Origin of the sequence: Paraburkholderia sp. SECH2, from assembly GCF_030464795.1 — a bacterium.
In the GTDB taxonomy this organism is placed as follows: Bacteria; Pseudomonadota; Gammaproteobacteria; order Burkholderiales; family Burkholderiaceae; genus Paraburkholderia; species Paraburkholderia aspalathi.
In genome coordinates this window covers 54,023-73,865 of the sequence record NZ_JALPRH010000016.1, presented here as the reverse complement: position 1 = coordinate 73,865, position 19,843 = coordinate 54,023, and the positions used below count along the sequence as shown (strand labels likewise).

Sequence of the window (19,843 nt, the reverse complement as noted above, 5' to 3'; positions counted from 1 at the left end):
GCCCGGCAGCGCGCCAGCCCGCTGCCGCTTCACTTCGCGGCCAGCGCCGCAGTCACCTCGCGGTTCTGCCAGACGTTGTCCTTCACCGTGATTTTTTGCGGAATCAGATGCGCGCCGTAAAACGCATCCGCGACGACCTGCTGTGAGCGCACGATCTCGTCGGTCACGGCGGTGGTGCCGTATGGGTAACGGCGCACCCAGGTTTCGACCAGCTTCTGATCGAGGCCGACCTTCGGCGCGATCAGCGCAGCAGTTTCCACCGGATGGTCATTCACCCATAGGCCGGTGGTGCGCAACTGTCCAAGAATCGCACCGATCACATCCGGATGCTGCTGCGCGAAGTCGCGCGTCGCCTCGTAGAAATTATTGGGGCTATTGAGCTCGGCATAATCGACCAGCGTACGAGCCTTCAGCGTCTGTTGTGCGGCCGCGTAGTAAGGGTCCCAGATCGCCCATGCATCGACGGTGCCGCTTTCGAAGGCGGCGCGCGCATCGGCGGGCGCCAGATACACCGGGCGAACGTCTTCGTAACGCAGACCGGCTTTTTTCAGCGCTTCGAGCAGCAGATAGTTCGCGCTGGAACCCTTCTGCAGCGCGACGCGCTTGCCCTTCAATTCCGCCACGCTATGCAGCGCGGAATCGCTTCTGACCAGAATCGCCTCGGCATGACGGCCTGACGGCTCCGCGCCGACATACACGAAGCGCACGCCACCGGCCTGCGCGAACACGGGCGGCGGCGCGCCTGTATAGCCAAAGTCGACGCTGTTCGCGTTTAGCGCTTCGAGCAGTTGCGGGCCGGCCGGAAATTCGAACCACTTGATGCTGTAGCCGAGCGGCTTGAGCTTTTCGTCGAGCGAGCCTTGCGCCTTGAGGATCGCGAGTAAGCCCGACTTTTGGTAGCCGATACGCAGCACGTTGGCCGGCTCGCTGCCGTTGCCATTACTGGTGCTTTGCGCGGTCGCGTTGAATGTGGTGAGCGCCGCCAGCAACGCAGCGGCGACGTGTAGCGAAATGCGGGTGTGACGGGACATGCTGCGAATCTCCATTGCGTTCAATTGGTCGAAGATCGTCGCATGGACGTCCCGCCGATCAAACGAAGCAATGCAGATTTGAATATGACGCGCGCGCGAACAGCCGGGGTATGAAAGCGCTTACTCGCGCGCGGGAGGGAAGGCGCTCGCCCCGCACGCGAACAGCACCGCTAGCCAAAGCAAATCAAAGCAAATGGCCGCGTGCAACGCTATTTCCTGGGTTTGTCTTTCTTTGCCGCGGCGCGCTCGCCTGCCGTGCCTTCGGGCGCGTGACCCAGCTTCTTTTCCATGATCGCCGCGACACGGTCGCCGAGATAGTCGCCGGAGGCTTCTTCCAGCGCGCGGTTCATTTCGCTTTCCACCAGCACCATCGCCAGCGGCCGCACACGCCAGATCGCGTCGACCAGGGCGGGCACATCGGCGGGCGGCGGCAGGGCGTCGGCGTCATAGCGATCCAGTTGACGGACCACCAGATCGACCAGCGCCTTGGCGACCGCATTGAAATGGGGCCTCGCGATACCCACGGCGTCGAGCAGGTCGGCAAGCGGAATGCCTTCCTTGGCCATGGTTGCGCCGGCGGCCAGCGCCGTTGGGTTGCCGGACACAAAGGAAAGCCCGTCGCGCTCCAGCAAACCCAGGTCGACCGCTTTGCCCAAGGCGCTCGGCGAGGCTTTGTCGCCGAACATTTGCAGCAGTTCGAGCAGCGAGTATTTTTTCGGCCGTTCGCGCGACCAGCGGCTGCCGATCGCGGTTTCGAGACCGAGGATCGAGCGCAGATCGTGGCCTTCGTCGACGGCCATGATCAGATCCTGGATGTTCGCGAGCGTGTAGCCGCGCGTGAGCAGATGGTTGATCAGCTTCAGACGCGAGACATGCGTGTCGTCATACACGCCGACGCGGCCGCGCTTTTCCGGCGGCTCGAGCAGGCCGCGATCCTGATAGGCGCGCACGTTGCGCACGGTGGTGTCGCTCACGCGCGCGAGTTCGTCGACCGTGTATTCGTTGCGCGGCGTGGCGCTTGCCGGGACGCTCGGGGCGTCGGACGAGGGCAAAATGGGGGGCGGCGTTTTGGGCATGAGGGGATTTTAACGCGCCACGTCATCCGGCACGGTCGAATCGCCCACGCCCAACGTTCGCTGCATCAGCGTGGTGTCGAGCCACCGGCCGTGTTTGAAGCCGACCGCCTTCAACGTGCCTGTCAATTCGAAGCCTAACTGCGTATGCAAAGACAGCGAACCGCCGCTGCCGCCGTCGGCGATCACGGCGACCATTTGCCGCCACGGTCCGGTTTCGCAGCGCTCGATCAGCGCCTGCAATAGCACGCGCCCCAGGCCGCGTCCGCGATAGGCATCGTTCACATAGATCGAATCTTCGATCGTGTTGCGATAGGCGGGGCGCGGCCGGTACGGCGTCGCGTAACAATAGCCGGCGACTTCGCCGTCGATCTCGGCCACCATATACGGCAGCCCGTGACTGCGTACCGACGCGAGCCGCGTGCGCAGGTCGTCGACGGAAGGCGGGATCTCTTCGAATGAAGCGACGCCGGTCAGTACATGGTGCGCGTAGATCGCCTGGATTGCGGGCAGATCGGCTTCGGTGGCGTCGCGGATCAAGGGCGCGGAGGCAGTGGAGTCGGCTGAATGAGGCGTGGAGGGGGCGGGGCGGGTGGTGCTCATACGTGGTCCTGTCGGCGGTGAGTCTGAGGATACGTTTCACTATGCCCGCCGCGGGCGAGAATTTGAAGCGAGTCAAAAATCGCCGCGACCTATAGGCAGTATCCGCGTATGCATAGGTGAGCGGCGTGATCGAGGGATGGCGCGCAGCGCCCGGCCATGCGGCTGCGCCGGGCGCTACGGATTTTCGTCGTGAAGACGCATGCACGTGGCATGCGTTTCGCCGATCAGTTATGCGAGTAAGTATCCGGCTGCGTCACATGCCCGCGATGATGCCGGTGATGCTTTGCCTTGTGCTTCGGCTTGGCCGGAGCCTGTTCCGCCGGTTGCGGTTGTGGCTGGGCCTGCACCGGTTGCGGCTGTTGGGCCTGGGCGCCGGGCGCGGGCGCCGGATGGGCGTTGCCGGACGGCAGCGAGCTCTGGCCTTCGCCGAAGCGAAAGGTTTGCGCGTACGCGGTGGCGGACAGCGTCAGGGCGGCAACCGCCACGCAAATCGAAAACTTCATGAATGCATCCTCCTTCTGAACGAGCCCGTGAGGATACCGCAATGCGACCGGTGACCTATTCGGCTTGCGGAAACACGGGTTCTCCAAGCGTGAGCATCAGCCGGTTGGCCCACGCGAAGATCGCGATAGCGTGAGTCAGGTCGAGAATCTCCGCCTGCGTCAGGCCGTTGGCTTCTAGCCGCTTGATGGCGGCGGCGTCAACGTTCTCAGGGTGGTCGGTCAGTTCGATCGCGTACTGGATGATCGCGCGCTCGCGCTCCGTCGTGCCCGCGCTCGACGGGTCTTCAAAAACCTGTTCGATCGCGTCGGTCCGCTTCGCGAGCTGGCCGAATCGTTGTGCATGCACCGAAGCGCAATACACGCAGCCGTTCACGCGCGACACCACGGTGCTGGCGAGTTCGCGCTCGGCGCGCGGCAGGCCGCCTGGCGCATACATGATCGCGTTGAAGACCCCGGAGCGCTGCCGCAGAATTTCCGCCTGTTGGACCAGCAGCAGATAGTAGTCGGAGGTCTTGGCGTGCGGATGGCTCTCTTCGAGCACGGCGATCTGCTCCAGTGTGGCGCCGGCGAGGCTGACCGTGTCGAGCCATGGGCGCCAGCCGAGCGTATCGAAGGTGAAGCCGTTGAACGGATCAACCGGCGATGCACTGGTGTTCACCTGACTCATGCTGCCTCCTGTGCGGCGCGCAATGCCTTCAGGCCTGCTACCACGCGCAATTGATATGTGACGAACGCAATCAGTTGCGACAGTGCGACGATGCCGCGTGTCGTGATGCCGGCCTGCTGCGGCGTTTGCAGATGCTCGGGGCGTGCTTCGACTGGCTTGATCGTCAGCAGTTTGACGTGCGAGAGGATCGCGATCAGGCGAGCGTTGGTGGCGGCGTCGAGCGTGCCTGCTTCGATTGCGTCAAATGTGGTCGGCTGTGCGCCAATGGCGATGAGCTTCGCTGCGTAGGCATCGGCGAGGTCGTTGGCGAGCGAGAGGCGCGCGGCATACCACGCGGCAAACAAACGCTCCTGCAGCGACAGGTCGGGCAACGCCGGATCGAACAACGCGTCTTCGCTGCGTTGCGTGTGCAGCGCGACTTTGTCGCGGGCGTGGCGGATCGCGGCGAGCGGGCTGCCGGCTTGCAGACCAGCGAGGGTGTCGATGGTGTCAGCGCCAGAGGGCGTTGCGGCTTGAGTCGGTGAAGCGAGGTCGGTCATGTCTGCTCCGGCGGGTTAATCGGTGTTTTCAGCGGTGTTTTCAGCTGCGTTCTCTGCTTGCAGGCGAGCGCGCGAAGTGTCGGACGATGCATCCGCATCGCTCCATTCGTCCCCGCGCAGCTCAGCCGTATCGAAGGCGAGCAGCGCCTGATGGTGCCGCTCGCGATCCGCGTCGAACAGGCGGCTTGCGATGCCGCGTGCCAGGCGCTGCGCGCCATCGCTGATCGCGGGGATGTCGCCGGAGAGCTTGCCGTGGCTGAGGCTCGCGGCATGATTGAAGCAATGGATCTGCGTCAGCGCGGCACACGTGCCGGGCTCGCGCTCCTGAAACGCGAACGCGGCGCCGAGATCCGGCGACTCGGCCAGTTCGTACGAAGGCAACGCCGGGTCCGCTTGATAGCGGTCTTTCCAGCGCCGCACAAAGCGGGCGAACGGCGCGAATTCGGCGCGCGTGGCGATATCCGAATGAAAGCCGGTCGCGAAGATCAGAAAGTCGACCACGTAGTGGCCTTTCGGCGTCGTTACCGCGAGCGCGCCGTCGCGTTCATCGAGTGCAACAATTGGGCTGCCGACGTGAAAGCGTGCGCCCTCGTGGCGTGAAACCCGCAGCACGCTGTCTCTTGGCGGTGGTGTTTGCTCGGTCTGTGCGTAATGCAGGAAACGCCATTTGGACGCATCGTCGAGATCGGCGAAACCATGCACGAGCCCCGGACTGCCGATGCCCGTCAGCTTGTTCACGCGCGGAATATCGTCACGGCGGATAAACAGATCGACGCTGGCCGTACCCGTTTCGAGCGCGGTCGCGGCATTGTCGAAGGCGGACGCACCCGCGCCGACGACACCGACACGCTTGCCGGTCAATGCGGCGAAATCGATTGCATCCGCGGAGTGCGCCCAGTAGCGGTGCGCAATCGTATTGGCGATACCAGGTACCGACGGACCGCCCAAACCGTCGCGTCCGGTGGCGAGCACGACATGCCGCGCGAGCACCGTGCGCTGCCCGCTCGCATCAGCGAGATCGAGTTCAAGCAGGCCATCGTCGCGAGGACGTAGCGAGGTCAACGTGGTGTCGTTTTGCACCGGAAGATCGAGCACCTCGCGATACCAGCGCAAATAGTCCATCCACTGCGTTCGCGGAATCTTGTAGAGCGCATCCCACGCAGCGCTGTCGAATTGCGCTTCGTACCACGCGCGAAACGTGAGGGCCGGCATGCGCAGGGCGGGCCCCGTGAGTTGCTTGGGCGAGCGCAGCGTTTCCATTCGCGCGAACGATACCCATGGACCTTCGCGTCCTGACGGCGCGCGGTCGAACACCTGCAGATTGTCGATGCCGAGCCAGCGCAGTTCCGCCGCCGCGGCGAGCCCCGCCATGCCGCCGCCGATCACGGCGACATCGAGCACGCGTTCAGCATCGGCGAAACGCGGCGGGACCCACGAGGGTGCGGGTAATTCCAGCCAGCGCAGATCTTCACGCAAGCGGGCTTCGAGTGCGGCAAGGCGATTCATGCTGTGTGTTCCGGGTGTTTGGTGCGCGCACGGGAGACGCGGGTTTCGCGCTGTAGCAGTGCATCGTGTTGCTGGGCGGGATGTAGCACAACGCCTTCCAGCAGCTCACGGGTCGCGTGCTCGATGGCTCGCAGCAATGCGTCGACGGCCGCGCGGCGTGGTTTGCCTGCGGGCGTCGCGACGCCGAAGAAGAACGGAATCGCGCAGTCGAGCGGCCGCGCCGTTACACCTTCGATAGACAGACCGAGTCCGGTGGCCGGATCCACGATCGCGACACCGGCGCCCGCGCGAGCGGCCATCACTGCGTTTAGCGAGGCATTGGTTTCGAGAAACACGTCAGCGGAAATGCGCGCAGCCGCGAACGCTGCGTCGATCCGATGCCGCAACCGAAAGCGGTTCGCCACGGTGACGATGCGCCGGTCCGCCAGATCGCGCAGCGCAATGCTCGGCTGCGTGGCTAGCGGATCGCCGCTCTGCACGAGCGCCACGCAGGGCGCTTCGGCGATCCAGTGGATGTCGAGTCCAGCATGCCCAATCGGCAGCGTCACCAGACCGATATCCGCGGTACGGGTCAGGACTTCATGCACGACGTGTTCCGCCGACAAACTGCGTAACTGGAATTGCGGTGCGTGGCCGAGCGGCGGCAGCGAAGCGATGGCGGGCGGCACGATCGACGCCGCCAGCGCGGGCGTGGCCGCCACGCGCAATGGTTCCGCTTCGTCGAGGCCGATGGCGCGTGCCCGTTGCTCGATGGTCTTCAGCCCGATCAGCGAACGCTCGACTTCTTCGTAAAGCAGAAATGCGCGATGCGTCGGCGTCACACGCGGACCGTTGCGATTGAACAGCGCATAGCCGAGATCCGCCTCGAGCTCCTGAATCTGACGCGTGACGGCCGGCTGCGAGCGTTCGAGCAAACGTCCCGCACCGGTGATGCTGCCGGCGGACATAACCGCCGAAAATGCTTCGAGTTGATGCAGCTCCATGACTCGCCCTGGCAATTCGGTCTGCGCATTGTAGGGTCGTCTGAATGCGGGATTTATATAATGAATTCCGATATCGACAGCCGAAAAAATGCGAAGCGGATTCGCGGACGAGGGCGTGGCGGCGCGGATTTTGTTTCATATGGCGCGTGTCGGAAGAGAGAAAAGTCAGTTGCGTCAATGAGATACCACGGTGTGCCTGCGCATGAGCGTGAACACGGGCTCGTCGCGTTGCCGCGAGCGAGCGGCGGCATCCTTTCCTACGTGATAACCATATTCCCAAAACTTCGTTGGTTCGCCGGAATTCACCGTGGTTACATGGCCCCACTTTGAAGCTGACAGGCGGGGCAAACATGAAACACGAATCCAAATCGTCGCGGACCAACTGGTCACGCTGGCTGAAAACGCTGCCGATGCTCGCAGCAGTAGTGGGCATCGCAGCAACCTCGCCGGCCTACGCCGGCGCCGCAACGGGCGAGCCGTATCTCATTGGCGTGAGCGGACCGCTGACCGGACAGGACGCGCAATACGGCACGCAGTGGAAGCGCGGCTTCGATCTCGCGCTGGAGCAGATCAACAGCCAGGGCGGCATCAAGGGTCGCCCGCTTGCCTATGACTTCGAGGACAGCCGTGGCGACCCGCGCCAGGCCGTGTCGATCGCGCAGAAGTTCGTCGGCGATCCGCGCATTCTGCTGGAGCTGGGTGACCTGTCTAGCACGACCTCGATGGCTGCTTCGCCGATTTATCAGCGGGCACAACTCGTGCAATTCGGCTTCACCAATTCGCACCCCGACTTCACCAAGGGTGGCGACTACATGTGGAGCACTGCACTGAGTCAAGCCGAAGAGCAACCGCTGCTCGCGCACTACGCGACGAAAGAGCTCGGCTTCAAGCGTATCGCCGTGCTCTATCTGAATACCGACTGGGGCCGCACCAGCAAGGACATTTTCGCGAAAGCGGCCACGCAGGATGGCGCACAGGTTGTCGCGGCGGAGGGCTATCAGCCGACCGAAAAGGATTTCCGCGCGACGCTGGTGCGCGTGAACGAAGCGAAGCCCGATTCGCTCGTGCTGATCTCGTACTACGCGGATGGAGCGCAAATCGTGCGCCAGGCGCGTTCGTCGGGTTTGACGCAACCGATCGCGGCAGTGGGTTCGGTCTATTCGCCGAAGTTTCTTGAACTCGGCGGCGAGGCCGTGAACGGCGTATTCACCGAATCGAATTTCTTCCCCGGCGACAAGCGGCCTGAAGTGCAGGACTTCGTGCAGCGTTATCGCACGAAGTACAGCGGCGAGCCCGATACCTTCGCCGCGCGCGCTTACGACGCGATGATCGTTTCGGCGGAAGTCATGCGCCGCTACGGCGTGACCCGTCAGGCAGTGCATGACGGCCTGAAGCAGATCAAGGACGTGCCGAGCCTGATCTTCGGCAAGGTGCAGTTCGATCCGCAGACGCGCCGTGTGGCCGGTGCGCGCAGCGTGTACCTGGTCGTCAAGGACAATCAGTTCACGCAATGGGACGGTGCTAAGCCGCAGATCGCTTCCAAATAACGCCTGGGCAACGCACAAGCAACGCTCACGTGTCTGCTTCTCACCGGATCTGAATGCTATGGCTTCATGGCTCGACTACACGATCAACGGACTGATCGTCGGCAATATCTATGCATTGCTGGCGGTTGGCCTCGCGCTGATTTTTGGCGTGTCGCATCTGATCAACTTTGCGCACGGCTCGGTGTACATGATCGGCAGCTTCATCGGCTGGCTGTGCCTGACGCGGCTCGGTTTGCCGTTGCCGCTGGCCTTGCTGGCGGTGGTGGTCGGCTGCGGGCTGCTGGGCATCGCGATCGAGCGCATTGGCTTGCGGCCGCTGCAGGGCGCGGCACGCATCGCGCCGCTACTCGCGACGATCGGTATCAGCTTCGTGCTCGATCAATGCGCGCAGCTGCTGTTCGGCGCCGATCCGCGGCCGGTGCCGAGCACGCTGCCCGATTGGCACTTTCGCCTCGGCGGCGCAACGATCGGTTCGCTGGATCTGCTGATCGCAGGCATCGGCGTGACGGCGGCTGCCGTGCTCTATGTGTTCCTGCGTTTCACGCGTCTCGGTTGGGCCGTACGCGCCACTGCGCAGGACCGGGACGCGGCGCAGCAGATGGGCGTCAACGTCAACGGCGTCAATCAGGCGGTGTTTGCGATTGCGTGCGCGCTCGGCGGTGTGAGCGGCTTGCTGGTCGGCATGTACTACAACAGCATCGATCCGGCGATGGGTTTCCAGGCTACGCTCAAAGGCGTGGTGGCGTTGCTGATCGGCGGTCTGGGCAACGTGCCGGGCGCGATTGTCGGCAGCCTGCTGCTGGGTCTGGTCGAGAGTTATGGCGTGGCGATCTTCGGCACCAGTTACCGCGATCTGTTCGCGTTCGTTTTGCTGTTGCTGTTTCTGGTGTGGCGTCCCAATGGACTCTTTAGCGGCAGCCGCCGTTTGCCGCCCGAGCCGATGACGGGCACGTTCCTGTCGGCGGGCAAAGCGGTGAAAGTGCCGCGTGCCGTGGTGATTGCGCTGGCGCTGGCTGCGGTTGCGCTGCCGTTCGTCGCCAGTTCGTCCTATCTCCTGCAAACGCTCACCAATGCCTGGCTGTACGGAATGTTGGCGTTGAGTCTGACGCTGGTAGCGGGTACGGTTGGGCAGATTTCGCTTGGCCATGCCGCGTTGCTGGTGATCGGCGCGTACGCGTCTGCGTTGCTGTCGACGAATCTCGGCTGGTCGCCGGTCGTGACGATCTTCTGCGCCGGTCTGATCACCGCCGCGCTCGGTACGCTGCTGGTCTATCCGGCGTTCCGTTTGCGCGGCCACTACGTGTCGATTGCGACGCTCGGCATCGGCGAAGTGGTGAGCCTTGTGATCCTCAACTGGGATAGTTTGACGCGCGGCCCGCTCGGCATCGCGGGCATTGCGCCGTTGTCGGTGTTCGGCTGGACGCCCGACAGCGCGCGTGCGATCTACTGGTTCGCGCTGGGCGTGCTGATCGTGCTGGCGCTTTTGCAAACGCGGCTGTTGAGCTCGCATCTGGGCCGCACGCTGCGGGCGATTCGCGAAGACGAAGTCGCCGCGCGCTCGCATGGGATTCGCCCGAACCGCTACAAGGCGATCGCGTTTGCGTTCGGTGGACTGGCGGCCGGCATCAGCGGTGGGATTGCGGCGCATCTGTATAGCTACATCAACAACCAGACTTTCGACTCGCAAGTGTCCATCCTCGCCTTGACGATGGTGATTCTCGGTGGCCTCGGTAACGTGCTGGGCGGCATTGTCGGCGCGGTCGCGCTGATCGGCCTGCCGGAGATTTTCCGCTGGGCGGCAGACTATCGGATGTTGATCTACGGCCTGGTGTTGCTGCTGCTGGTGCGGTTCAGGCCGCAGGGTTTGCTGGGAACGGCATGACGGAGCGCACATGACACAGACCCTTCTCGACGTGCGCGGCGTGACACGGCGCTTCGGTGGATTGACCGCGGTGAACGGCGTCGATCTTTCGATTGCGGAAGGCGAACTCGTCAGCGTGATCGGGCCGAACGGCGCGGGCAAGTCGACGCTGTTCAATCTGATCACCGGGCTCGATACGCCAGACGCGGGCAGCGTGCAATTCGACGGCCGTGACATCACCGGCGTGCGGCCGGAAAAGCTCGCCGCGCTCGGACTTGCACGCACGTTTCAACATGGCCGCGTATTCGGCAATCTGAGCGTGCTCGACAACGTGCTGATCGGCGCGCATGCACGCTTGCGCGCTACCCGTACGGGCTGGCCGATTGTCGGCGCTATTGCCGAAGTCGCGCGTGCACTGATCGGGCCCGCTTCGATCCGGCGTGAAGACGCGGCGTTACGCGACGAAGTGCGCGAGATCATCGCCGGGTTTGGCGAGCGCCTCGCGCCGCGTATCGATCATCCGGCGCACAGCCTGTCGTATGCGAACCGCCGACGCGTCGAGATCGCCCGCGCGCTTGCCTTGCATCCGCGCATCCTGCTGCTCGACGAGCCGACGGCTGGCATGAATGAATCCGAAACCGCCGAGATGCTGGTGCTGATCCAGCAACTGAAAGCGCGCGGGCTGACCATTCTGCTAATCGAACACAAGCTCGACATGGTGATGCGGCTATCGGATCGCGTGATCGTGCTCGACAACGGCGGGAAAATCGCTGAAGGGTTGCCGCGCGACGTGCGCAACGATCCGCGTGTGATCGAGGCGTATCTGGGTCATCGCAATGTCGGCGGCGCGGCGGCTGTGCGCGTCGCGGCCTGAACTTCTGGAACATCGACGATGAGCGACGCTCTACTGAAACTCGAACACATCGAGACGTTTTACGGTCCCGTGCAGGTGCATTTCGACGTCAATTTTCAAGTGCGGCGCGGGCAGATCGTGAGTTTGCTCGGCGGCAACGCGAGCGGCAAATCGACCACCATGAAGCTGATTCTCGGTCTGCACAAGCCGCGCTCCGGCAGCATAACGTTCGAAGGTGAGGCGATTACAGGACTCAGTACACCGCAGATCGTACGGCGCGGTGTTGGGTCCGTACCCGAGGCGCGGCGGCTGTTCGGCGACATGACGGTACGTGAGAATCTGCTGATGGGCGCATACACACGGCGCGACCGTGTTGCCATCGACGAAGACTATGAGCGCGTGCTGGGCCTGTTCCCGCGCGTGAAAGAACGCCTTGTGCAAAAGGCGGGCACGCTCTCGGGTGGCGAACAGCAGATGCTGGCCATGGCGCGCGCGCTGATGAGCCGGCCGAAACTGATCTGCATGGACGAACCCACGATGGGTTTGTCACCGCTCTACGTCGATAAAGTGCTTGAACTGATCGACACGATCAATAAGCAAGGCGTGACGTTCTTCATGGTCGAGCAGAACGCCAGCCTCGCGCTGGAAATCGCGCACTACGGCTACGTGTTGCAGACCGGCCGCGTCGTGCTCGAAGGCACGGCGGAGTCCCTGCTCGGCGATGAGCGGATCCGTGACGCGTATCTCGGTGGGGAAGCCGCGGCGACGACCGCGTCCTGATCCGATTGCGAAGCGCGGAGGCCGCCGGTAAGCCGATCGTCAATCACGTGGCTTTCCGCAAACGCGGCCTCAAAGGTCGAACTGGTCGAATTCGCTTTGCAGTTCGCGGTTGCGTGCCACGCGCTCGTCGATGCCCGGGCCGAGCCGTTCGACAATCGCCGAAATCAGCAGATTGAACAGGCACGTGAGCGGCGCCAGCGAGTCCCAGAACTGACCGACATCGGTCTTCACCTGCAAAAGATCACCATCGAATTCGCGCGCCCACGGACAGTAAATATCGGTGACGAGCGCAAAGGGTAGCCCACGGCGCGTGGCCGCCTCGCAATAGCGGCGCGCGATCATCGAATAGGCGCGCGTATCGGTGACGATCAGATACGGTGACTTGAACTCGGAGTTCAGCGAATCGACATAGGAGCCCGACATGCCGTCCGAATAGAACACGCGTGGACGGATGTACTCCAGGTAGCTGTAGAACGCGTTGCTGATGCCGCGCGTGGACTGAATACCGAGGATATACACGGCGTCAGCGTTCGAAATGCGTTCGGCCACGCGGGCAAACACCGGCGATTGCGCAAGCTGGTAGACATGCTGGATCGCGCCGATTTCGAGTTCGAGCGAGTGGGCGAGAGCAGGGTTGGGGGCGGGGTTGGCAATATCAGGCCCGCTTGCGGCCGGTGTGGCTTCGTCATGTTGGCCGGAGGTGCGGCGAAATGCGTCGAGCCGGTCGGTGATTAGCCACGGACGCTCCTGCGTGCCGCGCAACTCGCGCTTCAGGTCGTCCAGGTTCTGGTAGCCGATGCTGCGCAAGAACCGGCCCACGGAGATGCCGCTGGTGCCGGCTTGCTGGGCAATCTGGTCGGCGTTTTCGAGGCCGAGCCGGTCGAGATTCGCCAGCATGTAACTGGCAACGCGCTTGGAGGTGGGCGTGAGTTCGGCAAAGCGGGCTTCGACGGTTTGTGCAAATGCGGTCGGCATCGTAGTCGCGGCGCGAGTGGTGGATCGATTATCGAGATGATGACATATTCATCCGACAGTCGACCCCGCGCGGTCCCAAAATCAGGGAACGCACGCACACGCGGGCGAGACACCGGTCAGACGGCCGGCCGCACGGGCGCGCTCCGCGAGAAGTGCCGCGCGCCGGCTACACACGCGACCACCACGACGGTCACCAGGACCATCGCGAGCGGCACCTGTTCGTGCAGCAGCAAACCGGCGAGCAGCAGGCCGAAGAACGGCTGCAGCAATTGCAGTTGCCCGACCCCCGCGATGCCGCCGAGCGCCAGTCCGCGATACCAGAACACGAAGCCGATCAGCATGCTGAAGAGCGACACGTACGCGAGTCCCCACAGCGCCGCATGGCTCACCCCTTCAAACGATGCAGGCCGCGCCCACCAGGCGAGCGGCAGCATCACCGGCAGTGACAGCACCAGCGCCCACGAAATCACCTGCCAGCCGCCGAGATGGCGCGACAGCCGCGCGCCTTCGGCATAACCCAGGCCGCAGACGACGATCGCCGCGAGCATCAGCGCATCGCCGAGTGGCGACGCGTCGAGGCCGTGGCGCAAGGCGAACGCGACCACCGCGCCGCTGCCGAGCGCCGAGAACAGCCAGAACGCCGGCTGCGGGCGCTCGCCGCCGCGCAGCACGCCGAAGATCGCGGTGGATAGCGGGAGCAGCCCGACGAACACCACGGCGTGCGCGGCGCTCACGTGGCGCAGCGCGAGGGCGGTCAGGAGCGGAAAGCCGACCACCACGCCGAGCGCGACGATCACCAGCGGGACGAGGTCGCGCTTCGCGGGCCGAGCCTCGCGAAACACGAGCAGAAGCAACAGACCCAACGTGCCCGCGATGGTCGCGCGGGCCATCGTCAGAAACACCGGATCGAAGCCTTGTACGGCGATGCGGGTGGCGGGTAGCGAGCCGCTGAAAATCAACACGCCCACCATGCCGCTCACCCAGCCGTTCGTTGTCTTGTCCATCGAAAGAGTCCATGCGCATTGAAAATGGAACCTACAGCATCCGCTTTCGCGCTGCAAAGGGTAAGCTACGGATCAGTACAATTCGTACAAACTGTACCGAACATGGAGCAGTACAGATGGCGGAAAGCGATACCAACCGGGCGGCCTCGGGCGCGCCAGCCGGCACGCGGGTCGGCACGGTGATGGACAGCTTGCGCGAGCGCATCGCAAGCCGTTCGTTGATGCCGGGGGCGCGCGTGCCCTCGATCCGCGTGATGACGGAGACGCTCGGCGTGTCGAAGTCGACCGTGGTAGAAGCGTACGACCGGCTGGTCGCGGAAGGGGTGATCGTGGCGCGGCGTGGTTCCGGCTTTTTCGTGTCCGGCCATGCGCCCCCGCTTGCGCTCGCCGATCTCGGGCCGCGGCTGGATCGCGAGGTCGATCCGCTGTGGCTCACGCGGCAGTCGCTGGAGGCCGGTGCGAAGGTGTTCAAGCCGGGCTGCGGGTGGATGCCGCCTTCATGGCTGCCGGAAGACGGCGTGCGCCGCGCGTTGCGTGCCGTGGCGCGCGATCCGCAGTCGCCGCTCGCCGACTATGCGAGCCCGCTCGGTCTGCCCGCGCTCCGCCAGCAACTCGCCTGGCGGCTTGCACAGCACGGCGTGGACGCGCCGCCCGAGCAGATCGTGCTGACCGACGGCGGCACGCACGCGCTCGATCTCGTCTGCCGCTTTCTGCTCGAACCCGGCGACACGGTCCTGATCGACGATCCCTGCTACTTCAACTTCCAGGCGCTGCTGCGCGCGCATCGCGTCCGCATCGTCGGTGTGCCTTATACGCCGTCGGGTCCGGATCTGGCGGCATTCGAGCGGGCGCTGATCGAGCACCGCCCGCGGCTCTACGTGACCAATTCCGCGATCCACAATCCGACCGGCGCGACGCTTGCGCCGGCCATTGCGCATCGGCTGCTGAAACTGGCGGGTGAGCACAATCTGCTGATCATCGAAGACGATATCTTTGCTGACTTCGAAGACGAACCCGCGCCGCGCCTTGCGGCGTTCGACGGTCTCGCGCGGGTCGTCTCGATCGGCAGCTTTTCGAAGACCTTGTCCGCGGCCGTGCGCTGCGGCTACATCGCGGCGCGCAGCGAATGGATCGAACCGCTCGTCGACCTGAAGCTGGCCACCACGTTCGGCAACGGTCAGCTTGCGGCGAGCGTCGTGCATCGTTTGCTGGTGGATGGCACCTACCGGCGGCATCTGGAATCGATGCGCGCGAAGCTCGCGGACGCCATGGGGGAGACGATCAGACGGCTGGGCTATGCCGGCCTTGAAGTGTGGACGCGGCCACGCGGTGGGATATTCGTGTGGGCGCGCTTGCCCGATGCGCTCGACGCCGCCGATATCGCGCGTCACGCATTAGCCGAGAGTGTGGTGTTCGCGCCGGGCAATGTGTTCAGCGCGTCGCAATCGGCGGCCGGCTTTTTGCGCTTTAACGTGTCGCAATGCAACCGGCCGAAGGTGTACGAGGCGCTGCAACGGGCGATAGACGTGTCGGCTGCATCGAAGGCGCACGCCTGAACGCGCGCGCCTCGCCACGCAACGTTATTTACACAGCAAGAGCAGACGCTCCTGATCCGTGCAGGAAGAGCGTGGTTTCTGCGCGGCTTGCGCGGCCGCCGCGCTGATCCCCGCGCTCTTGTTCGCGAGACACGCGCGCAGATGTTTTTCTACCGGCCCGTAGTATTTCCATCCGCGCACGAGAGGTGGCAATTCGAGCTTCACCTGCTTCCACTTCGGATGCCCATGCTCCTGCAGATTGTCGAAGTTGGCGCACAGCGAGTCCGCAAAGTGATTCAGATTGCCGACGGTATCGCGCAGACCGTAATCGTAAGTGACGAGGAAGGCCTTGACCGTCAGCGTTGGGACATCTTCCTTCAGCCAGTTCGGATAACTGGTCGCGCGGAGTGTCGTGGGAAAATACGTCTGCTTTGCACGGGTGGTTTCGGGCGCGTTGGGATCAACCTTCAGCGGGCGGATCTGTTGCAGCAGCTCGGGATTCATGTCGTTGAACAGTTTCGCCGGCTGCCCGACCACGATGATCGCCACGTCCACCTTCTTGACGATCAATGCGGCCAGCGCATCTTCGTTGCTCAGGTGCTGGACGTTCTGCTCCGGAATCGCCTGTCCGAACATCAGGTGATAGAGCGTCGTGGCCGTTTGAGCAGTGCCGCTGCCGAGCAGGCCCACGCTGATGCTCTTGTCCTTGATGTCGGCGAAGGTTTTCATCGGCGAGTCCGCGCGCACCACGACGTTAATTTCCTCGTCGTAGAGCGGCATGATGAGCCGTAGCGGCCGGATTGCCGTACCCGCGTCGGCATTGCCCGCGTTGGCCATGTCGATGTAGGCCTGATACACGTCGGACTGCACTAGTGCGAGCTTGACGCCCGGCTCGAAGCGCATGCGCTGCACATTCTCAGCCGAACCTTTCGACGCCATCACTTCCAGGTCGATGCCGGCCGGCTGCGCCACCCACTTCGACAGATCCTGGCCGATCTGAATGTACGTGCCGCGTTCCGGGCCGGTGACGATCTTGTAGTGCGCGGCCTCGGCGCCTGCAAACGAAGACATGATCATCAGCAGCAGCCCTAGCCATCCCGTTAGAAGTCTCTTCAGCATGGTTTATCTACCTATCGGTCAGGGTTGAACTGCCTCTCGCGTCGGCGCGCGCGAAGCACCGGTGAGCCGGCTTGCCTTCTCATGTTCAATGGATGGCGCCCGCTATGTCCGTCTGTTGCCGCTCAGAGGGAAAGTGAAACGCCAGTGCAATCGGGCGTGCCACGATTCATGCGGTCAGTCAGACAAATCGAACGTGCGAACGGCCATGAAATTCGGTATCCAAACTTTTTCGCTCGCTGGAATGCCGGTCTACGCATGTGGCTTGAGCGGTGCCCAACCTGTCTCGTGAATCACGCGTGCAAGGATCGTTTTCGCGGTGTCGTTGCCGGTGTCGATCGCGAGCGCCTCATTGGCGTGCTGGCGCGCGCAACTCCACGACTGCTGCGAGGCGCACAGTTGTGCGGCCTGCAACGCGGCGTCGCGGCGCGCGGCGAGTGGCTTCAATTCGGTCAGCAGGCTTTGTGCGTCGGCGTTGCCGGGCTGCAGCGTTTGCGCCGTGCCAAGCGCCGCTTGTGCCGCGGAGAGGTCGTTGGCGCGGAACGCCAGACGCGCTGCCTGCAGCGCTTGTGCGGCATCGCGGAACTGCGGCGCTGCTGGTTTTACAGGCTCTGGGGGCAACGGCGGCGCGACGGGCGTGGTCAGGATTGTCGGTGCTGCCTTGGCGGGATTGGCGGCATTGCTGGGGATAGCGGGCTTAACCGCGGCGGCCTGATTCGTTGGCTGAGCCGGTGCGTACGGCGCAATCGTGCCGGTCGCCGTTCTGGCGTCCTGAGGATTGTCCGCCGTCTGCTCGGTATTGCCGTTCCGCGATTCGTGGTCGTCGCTGAATAGTGTAAAGGCGACATACGCTAGTCCGATTGCGCCAATCGCCACGATCGCGAGCAGCACCCGGCGTATCGGGAACGCGCTGCGGTCCGCAGAATACTTCAGATCGGTGAGCGGCGGAATCGGCTCGTCCTCAGGCACGAGTGCCGGCGCTTCTATCGGGGACTCTATAGGCGCGGCTTCGTCGGTGACCGCAGTCGGCACGGCGAGGTCGATTTCAGCCGGCTGTGTCGGATCGAAGCCGTTTTTCTGCGCTGTCTTGCTGACGGCACTGGCGCGGCTGCCGGGAATCACGACACGCTTGTGCGGCCCGGCGTCAAGCGGATGCACGGCGCCACAATACGGGCAATAGTCGACTTGCCGGTACAGCGCACCACCGCAGCGTTTGCAGGGCGTCGGGAAACTATGGCCGAGTATTGTCTGGGTGGACATACTGTGGACCCACCTGTGGAAAACAGTGCCGTTACGGCATGCTCCAGATCGTGTTGAGGCAGGAGTAATGTCCGCGGAAACCACGATCCACATGCGCTGGAGAACCTTCGGACGCAAGTCCTCGCTTGCGGTGCCGCTAAATGCAATATGTGGCGTTTCGATGAGAACGTCAATCGACGTTCTTACCTACTTTATGCGCGCCAGAGCGCATTTGTAGGTACGACGAAACAGTGCATATGTCGGCAGAACGAACAGACTGTCTGTTTTTTTCACACGGTTTGCGAAGTTGCTGTGAGCAGGCGTCGACAACGATGGCGCGTTGGCGGAATTGGCAGAACGAAATGGCGGCGATGAAAGCAAAACGAGGTCGAAGCGCGTAGCGTTCGACCTCGTCATCAAGCGCTTGCAGAAAACACCCACTGGAAACGGGAGATGCGAAATCAGTGCTTGCGCAGCGGATGATCCTTCAGAAGCCACGCGAGCGCAAAGGCCAGCACGACAACGCAGGCCGCTGAGAGATACACCGTGTGCAACGCGCCGGCAAACGCTTGCAGATAGTCGCTGCGCAACGCTTCGGGCAACTGGTGGATGGCCGCCGGTCCGAGCGCGTGCGGCAATTCGGTGTCCGCCGGAATCAGTTTTTCCAGTCGCGCGGCAAGGCCGTTCGAAAACACCGCGCCAAAAGCGGCCACGCCGATCGAGCCGCCGATTGAACGGAACAGCGTCGCGCCCGAAGTAGCGACACCCATGTGCTTGAACTCGACCGTATTTTGCACGGCGAGAATCAGCACCTGCATCACCATGCCGAGACCGAAGCCGAGAATGCCCATGTCGATATACATCACACGAATGGGCGTGTCGATCTGCAGGCGCGCGAGCAGCACCATCGCGACGGCCACGAGAAACGTGCCGGCGATCGGAAACATGCGGTACTTGCCGATCTTGCTGATTACGCGTCCGGTCACCATCGACATCACGAACAGGCCGCCCATCATCGGCAGCATTTGAATGCCGGCTTCCGTGGGCGTCGAGCCTTTGACCACTTGCAGATACAGCGGCAGGAACGTGACCGAGCCGAACAGCGACACGCCGATGATGAAGCCGATCAGACTGCTCAGCAAAAACGTGCGCTGTTTGAAGAGTTCGAGCGGCATGATCGGTTCGACGGCAGTGCGCTCCTCGTGGATGAAGCCCCAGATCGCCACCAGCCCCATCCCCAGCGTGAACCACAATTGCGGCGACGACCACGGCAGGATCGTGCCGCCCTGGCTCGTGAACAGGATGATGCAGGTGAGTGCGCCGGCGAGAAACGCGGCGCCCATGTAGTCGATGGTGTGCTTCACGTGCTGCACGTGCGGCTTGAAGACCGCACCGATCACAGCCAGCGAGATGAGGCCGAGCGGCAGGTTGATGTAGAAAATCCAGCGCCATGACAGATGCTCGACGAGAAAGCCGCCGAGCAGGGGCCCGACTACCGTCGCGAGACCGAATACGCCACCGAATACACCCTGGAAGCGGCCGCGCTCAGCCGGCGGAATTACGTCCGCGATGGCGGCCATCGTCACGACTAGCAGACCGCCGCCGCCGAGCCCTTGCAGCGCTCGCAGCACGATCAGCTGGGTCATGTTCTGGGCGACACCGCACAGCGCGGAGCCGACGAGGAACACGACGATCGCGGTTTGCAGCACGATCTTGCGGCCGAACAGATCGCCGAATTTGCCGTACAGCGGCACGACGATAGTCGAGCTGAGCAGGTAGGCGGTCACCACCCACGAGAGATTGTTGAGCCCGCCGAGTTCACCGACGATGGTCGGCAGTGCGGTCGAGACGATCGTCTGATCGAGCGCGGCGAGCAGCATGACCAGCAGGAGCGCCGGAAACAGCAGGCGGATCGGCGGGTGGTCATTTGCCTGCTGGCCGGACTGCACATCTGGCTGCGCATCCGCCAGCATTAGCCCGGCGGGTTGAGTCGTTGTCGTTTGGTCCATGGCGCCAAGGTGTTGAAAT

General features: G+C 63.4%; 18 protein-coding genes. 5 read left to right on the top strand and 13 right to left on the bottom strand.

The window, feature by feature from the left end:
* Window positions 1-29 precede the first annotated feature (29 nt).
* The 8 genes from M0D66_RS24230 to M0D66_RS24195 form a co-directional block, all read right to left on the bottom strand.
* Window positions 30-1,031 (bottom strand): sulfonate ABC transporter substrate-binding protein, encoded by a 1,002-nt coding sequence (locus M0D66_RS24230; protein ID WP_266211745.1) that lies wholly within the window; start codon window positions 1,029-1,031, stop codon window positions 30-32.
* Between the two features lie 209 nt (window positions 1,032-1,240).
* Window positions 1,241-2,107: a MerR family transcriptional regulator gene (locus M0D66_RS24225; protein ID WP_266211744.1), complete on the bottom strand. Its 867-nt coding sequence runs from the start codon at window positions 2,105-2,107 to the stop codon at window positions 1,241-1,243.
* A gap of 9 nt (window positions 2,108-2,116) precedes the next feature.
* Entirely contained in the window at window positions 2,117-2,707 is a 591-nt protein-coding gene (locus M0D66_RS24220; RefSeq protein WP_200653736.1) for a GNAT family N-acetyltransferase, read from the bottom strand.
* 224 nt (window positions 2,708-2,931) lie between these two features.
* Window positions 2,932-3,210: a hypothetical protein gene (locus M0D66_RS24215; protein ID WP_200653737.1), complete on the bottom strand. Its 279-nt coding sequence runs from the start codon at window positions 3,208-3,210 to the stop codon at window positions 2,932-2,934.
* 55 nt (window positions 3,211-3,265) lie between these two features.
* Complete coding sequence (locus M0D66_RS24210) at window positions 3,266-3,877, bottom strand: peroxidase-related enzyme (protein WP_266211743.1); 612 nt, start codon at window positions 3,875-3,877, stop codon at window positions 3,266-3,268.
* On the bottom strand, window positions 3,874-4,416 hold the full coding sequence (locus M0D66_RS24205) for a CMD domain protein (protein ID WP_266211742.1): 543 nt from the start codon (window positions 4,414-4,416) through the stop codon (window positions 3,874-3,876). Before M0D66_RS24205 ends, M0D66_RS24210 begins: the two co-directional genes overlap by 4 nt.
* A gap of 15 nt (window positions 4,417-4,431) precedes the next feature.
* On the bottom strand, window positions 4,432-5,922 hold the full coding sequence (locus M0D66_RS24200; RefSeq protein ID WP_266211741.1) for an NAD(P)-binding domain-containing protein: 1,491 nt from the start codon (window positions 5,920-5,922) through the stop codon (window positions 4,432-4,434).
* Window positions 5,919-6,905, bottom strand: a complete 987-nt coding sequence (locus M0D66_RS24195) for a LysR family transcriptional regulator (RefSeq protein ID WP_266211740.1) — start codon at window positions 6,903-6,905, stop codon at window positions 5,919-5,921. The genes M0D66_RS24200 and M0D66_RS24195 overlap by 4 nt, the downstream gene beginning before the upstream one ends.
* Window positions 6,906-7,255: 350 nt before the next feature.
* On the opposite strand from M0D66_RS24195, the gene M0D66_RS24190 reads away from it, so the two are divergent.
* The 4 genes from M0D66_RS24190 to M0D66_RS24175 are packed head-to-tail and all read left to right on the top strand — an operon-like array spanning window position 7,256 to window position 11,946.
* A complete protein-coding gene (locus M0D66_RS24190; protein WP_266211739.1) occupies window positions 7,256-8,452 on the top strand; it encodes an ABC transporter substrate-binding protein in 1,197 nt (398 codons plus the stop codon).
* A 58-nt stretch (window positions 8,453-8,510) separates the two neighbouring features.
* Entirely contained in the window at window positions 8,511-10,334 is a 1,824-nt protein-coding gene (locus tag M0D66_RS24185) for an ABC transporter permease (RefSeq protein ID WP_266211738.1), read from the top strand.
* Window positions 10,335-10,344: 10 nt separating this feature from the next.
* Window positions 10,345-11,187 carry an ABC transporter ATP-binding protein gene (locus M0D66_RS24180; RefSeq protein ID WP_093638339.1) on the top strand — a complete coding sequence of 281 codons (843 nt, stop codon included), beginning with the start codon at window positions 10,345-10,347 and terminating at the stop codon, window positions 11,185-11,187.
* 18 nt (window positions 11,188-11,205) lie between these two features.
* Window positions 11,206-11,946, top strand: a complete 741-nt coding sequence (locus M0D66_RS24175; protein WP_266211737.1) for an ABC transporter ATP-binding protein — start codon at window positions 11,206-11,208, stop codon at window positions 11,944-11,946.
* 69 nt (window positions 11,947-12,015) lie between these two features.
* Here the strand turns inward: M0D66_RS24175 and sapR are convergent, their stop codons facing one another.
* Window positions 12,016-12,921: a sap1 transcriptional regulator SapR gene (gene sapR / locus M0D66_RS24170; RefSeq protein WP_256457893.1), complete on the bottom strand. Its 906-nt coding sequence runs from the start codon at window positions 12,919-12,921 to the stop codon at window positions 12,016-12,018.
* A gap of 116 nt (window positions 12,922-13,037) precedes the next feature.
* Window positions 13,038-13,925: a DMT family transporter gene (locus M0D66_RS24165; protein ID WP_200619758.1), complete on the bottom strand. Its 888-nt coding sequence runs from the start codon at window positions 13,923-13,925 to the stop codon at window positions 13,038-13,040.
* A gap of 116 nt (window positions 13,926-14,041) precedes the next feature.
* Here M0D66_RS24165 and M0D66_RS24160 point away from each other — a divergent pair, with 116 nt between their 5' ends.
* Window positions 14,042-15,481, top strand: a complete 1,440-nt coding sequence (locus M0D66_RS24160; RefSeq protein ID WP_266211736.1) for a PLP-dependent aminotransferase family protein — start codon at window positions 14,042-14,044, stop codon at window positions 15,479-15,481.
* 24 nt (window positions 15,482-15,505) lie between these two features.
* On the opposite strand, the gene M0D66_RS24155 is transcribed toward M0D66_RS24160, so the two are convergent.
* The 3 genes from M0D66_RS24155 to M0D66_RS24145 form a co-directional block, all read right to left on the bottom strand.
* Window positions 15,506-16,579: a TAXI family TRAP transporter solute-binding subunit gene (locus M0D66_RS24155; protein ID WP_266211735.1), complete on the bottom strand. Its 1,074-nt coding sequence runs from the start codon at window positions 16,577-16,579 to the stop codon at window positions 15,506-15,508.
* A 249-nt stretch (window positions 16,580-16,828) separates the two neighbouring features.
* The gene (locus M0D66_RS24150) at window positions 16,829-17,836 is read right to left on the bottom strand and encodes a hypothetical protein (RefSeq protein ID WP_266211734.1); all 1,008 of its coding nucleotides are present in this window, start codon (window positions 17,834-17,836) and stop codon (window positions 16,829-16,831) included.
* Window positions 17,837-18,276: 440 nt separating this feature from the next.
* Window positions 18,277-19,824, bottom strand: a complete 1,548-nt coding sequence (locus tag M0D66_RS24145; RefSeq protein ID WP_266211733.1) for an MDR family MFS transporter — start codon at window positions 19,822-19,824, stop codon at window positions 18,277-18,279.
* Between the last annotated feature and the right edge of the window lie 19 nt (window positions 19,825-19,843).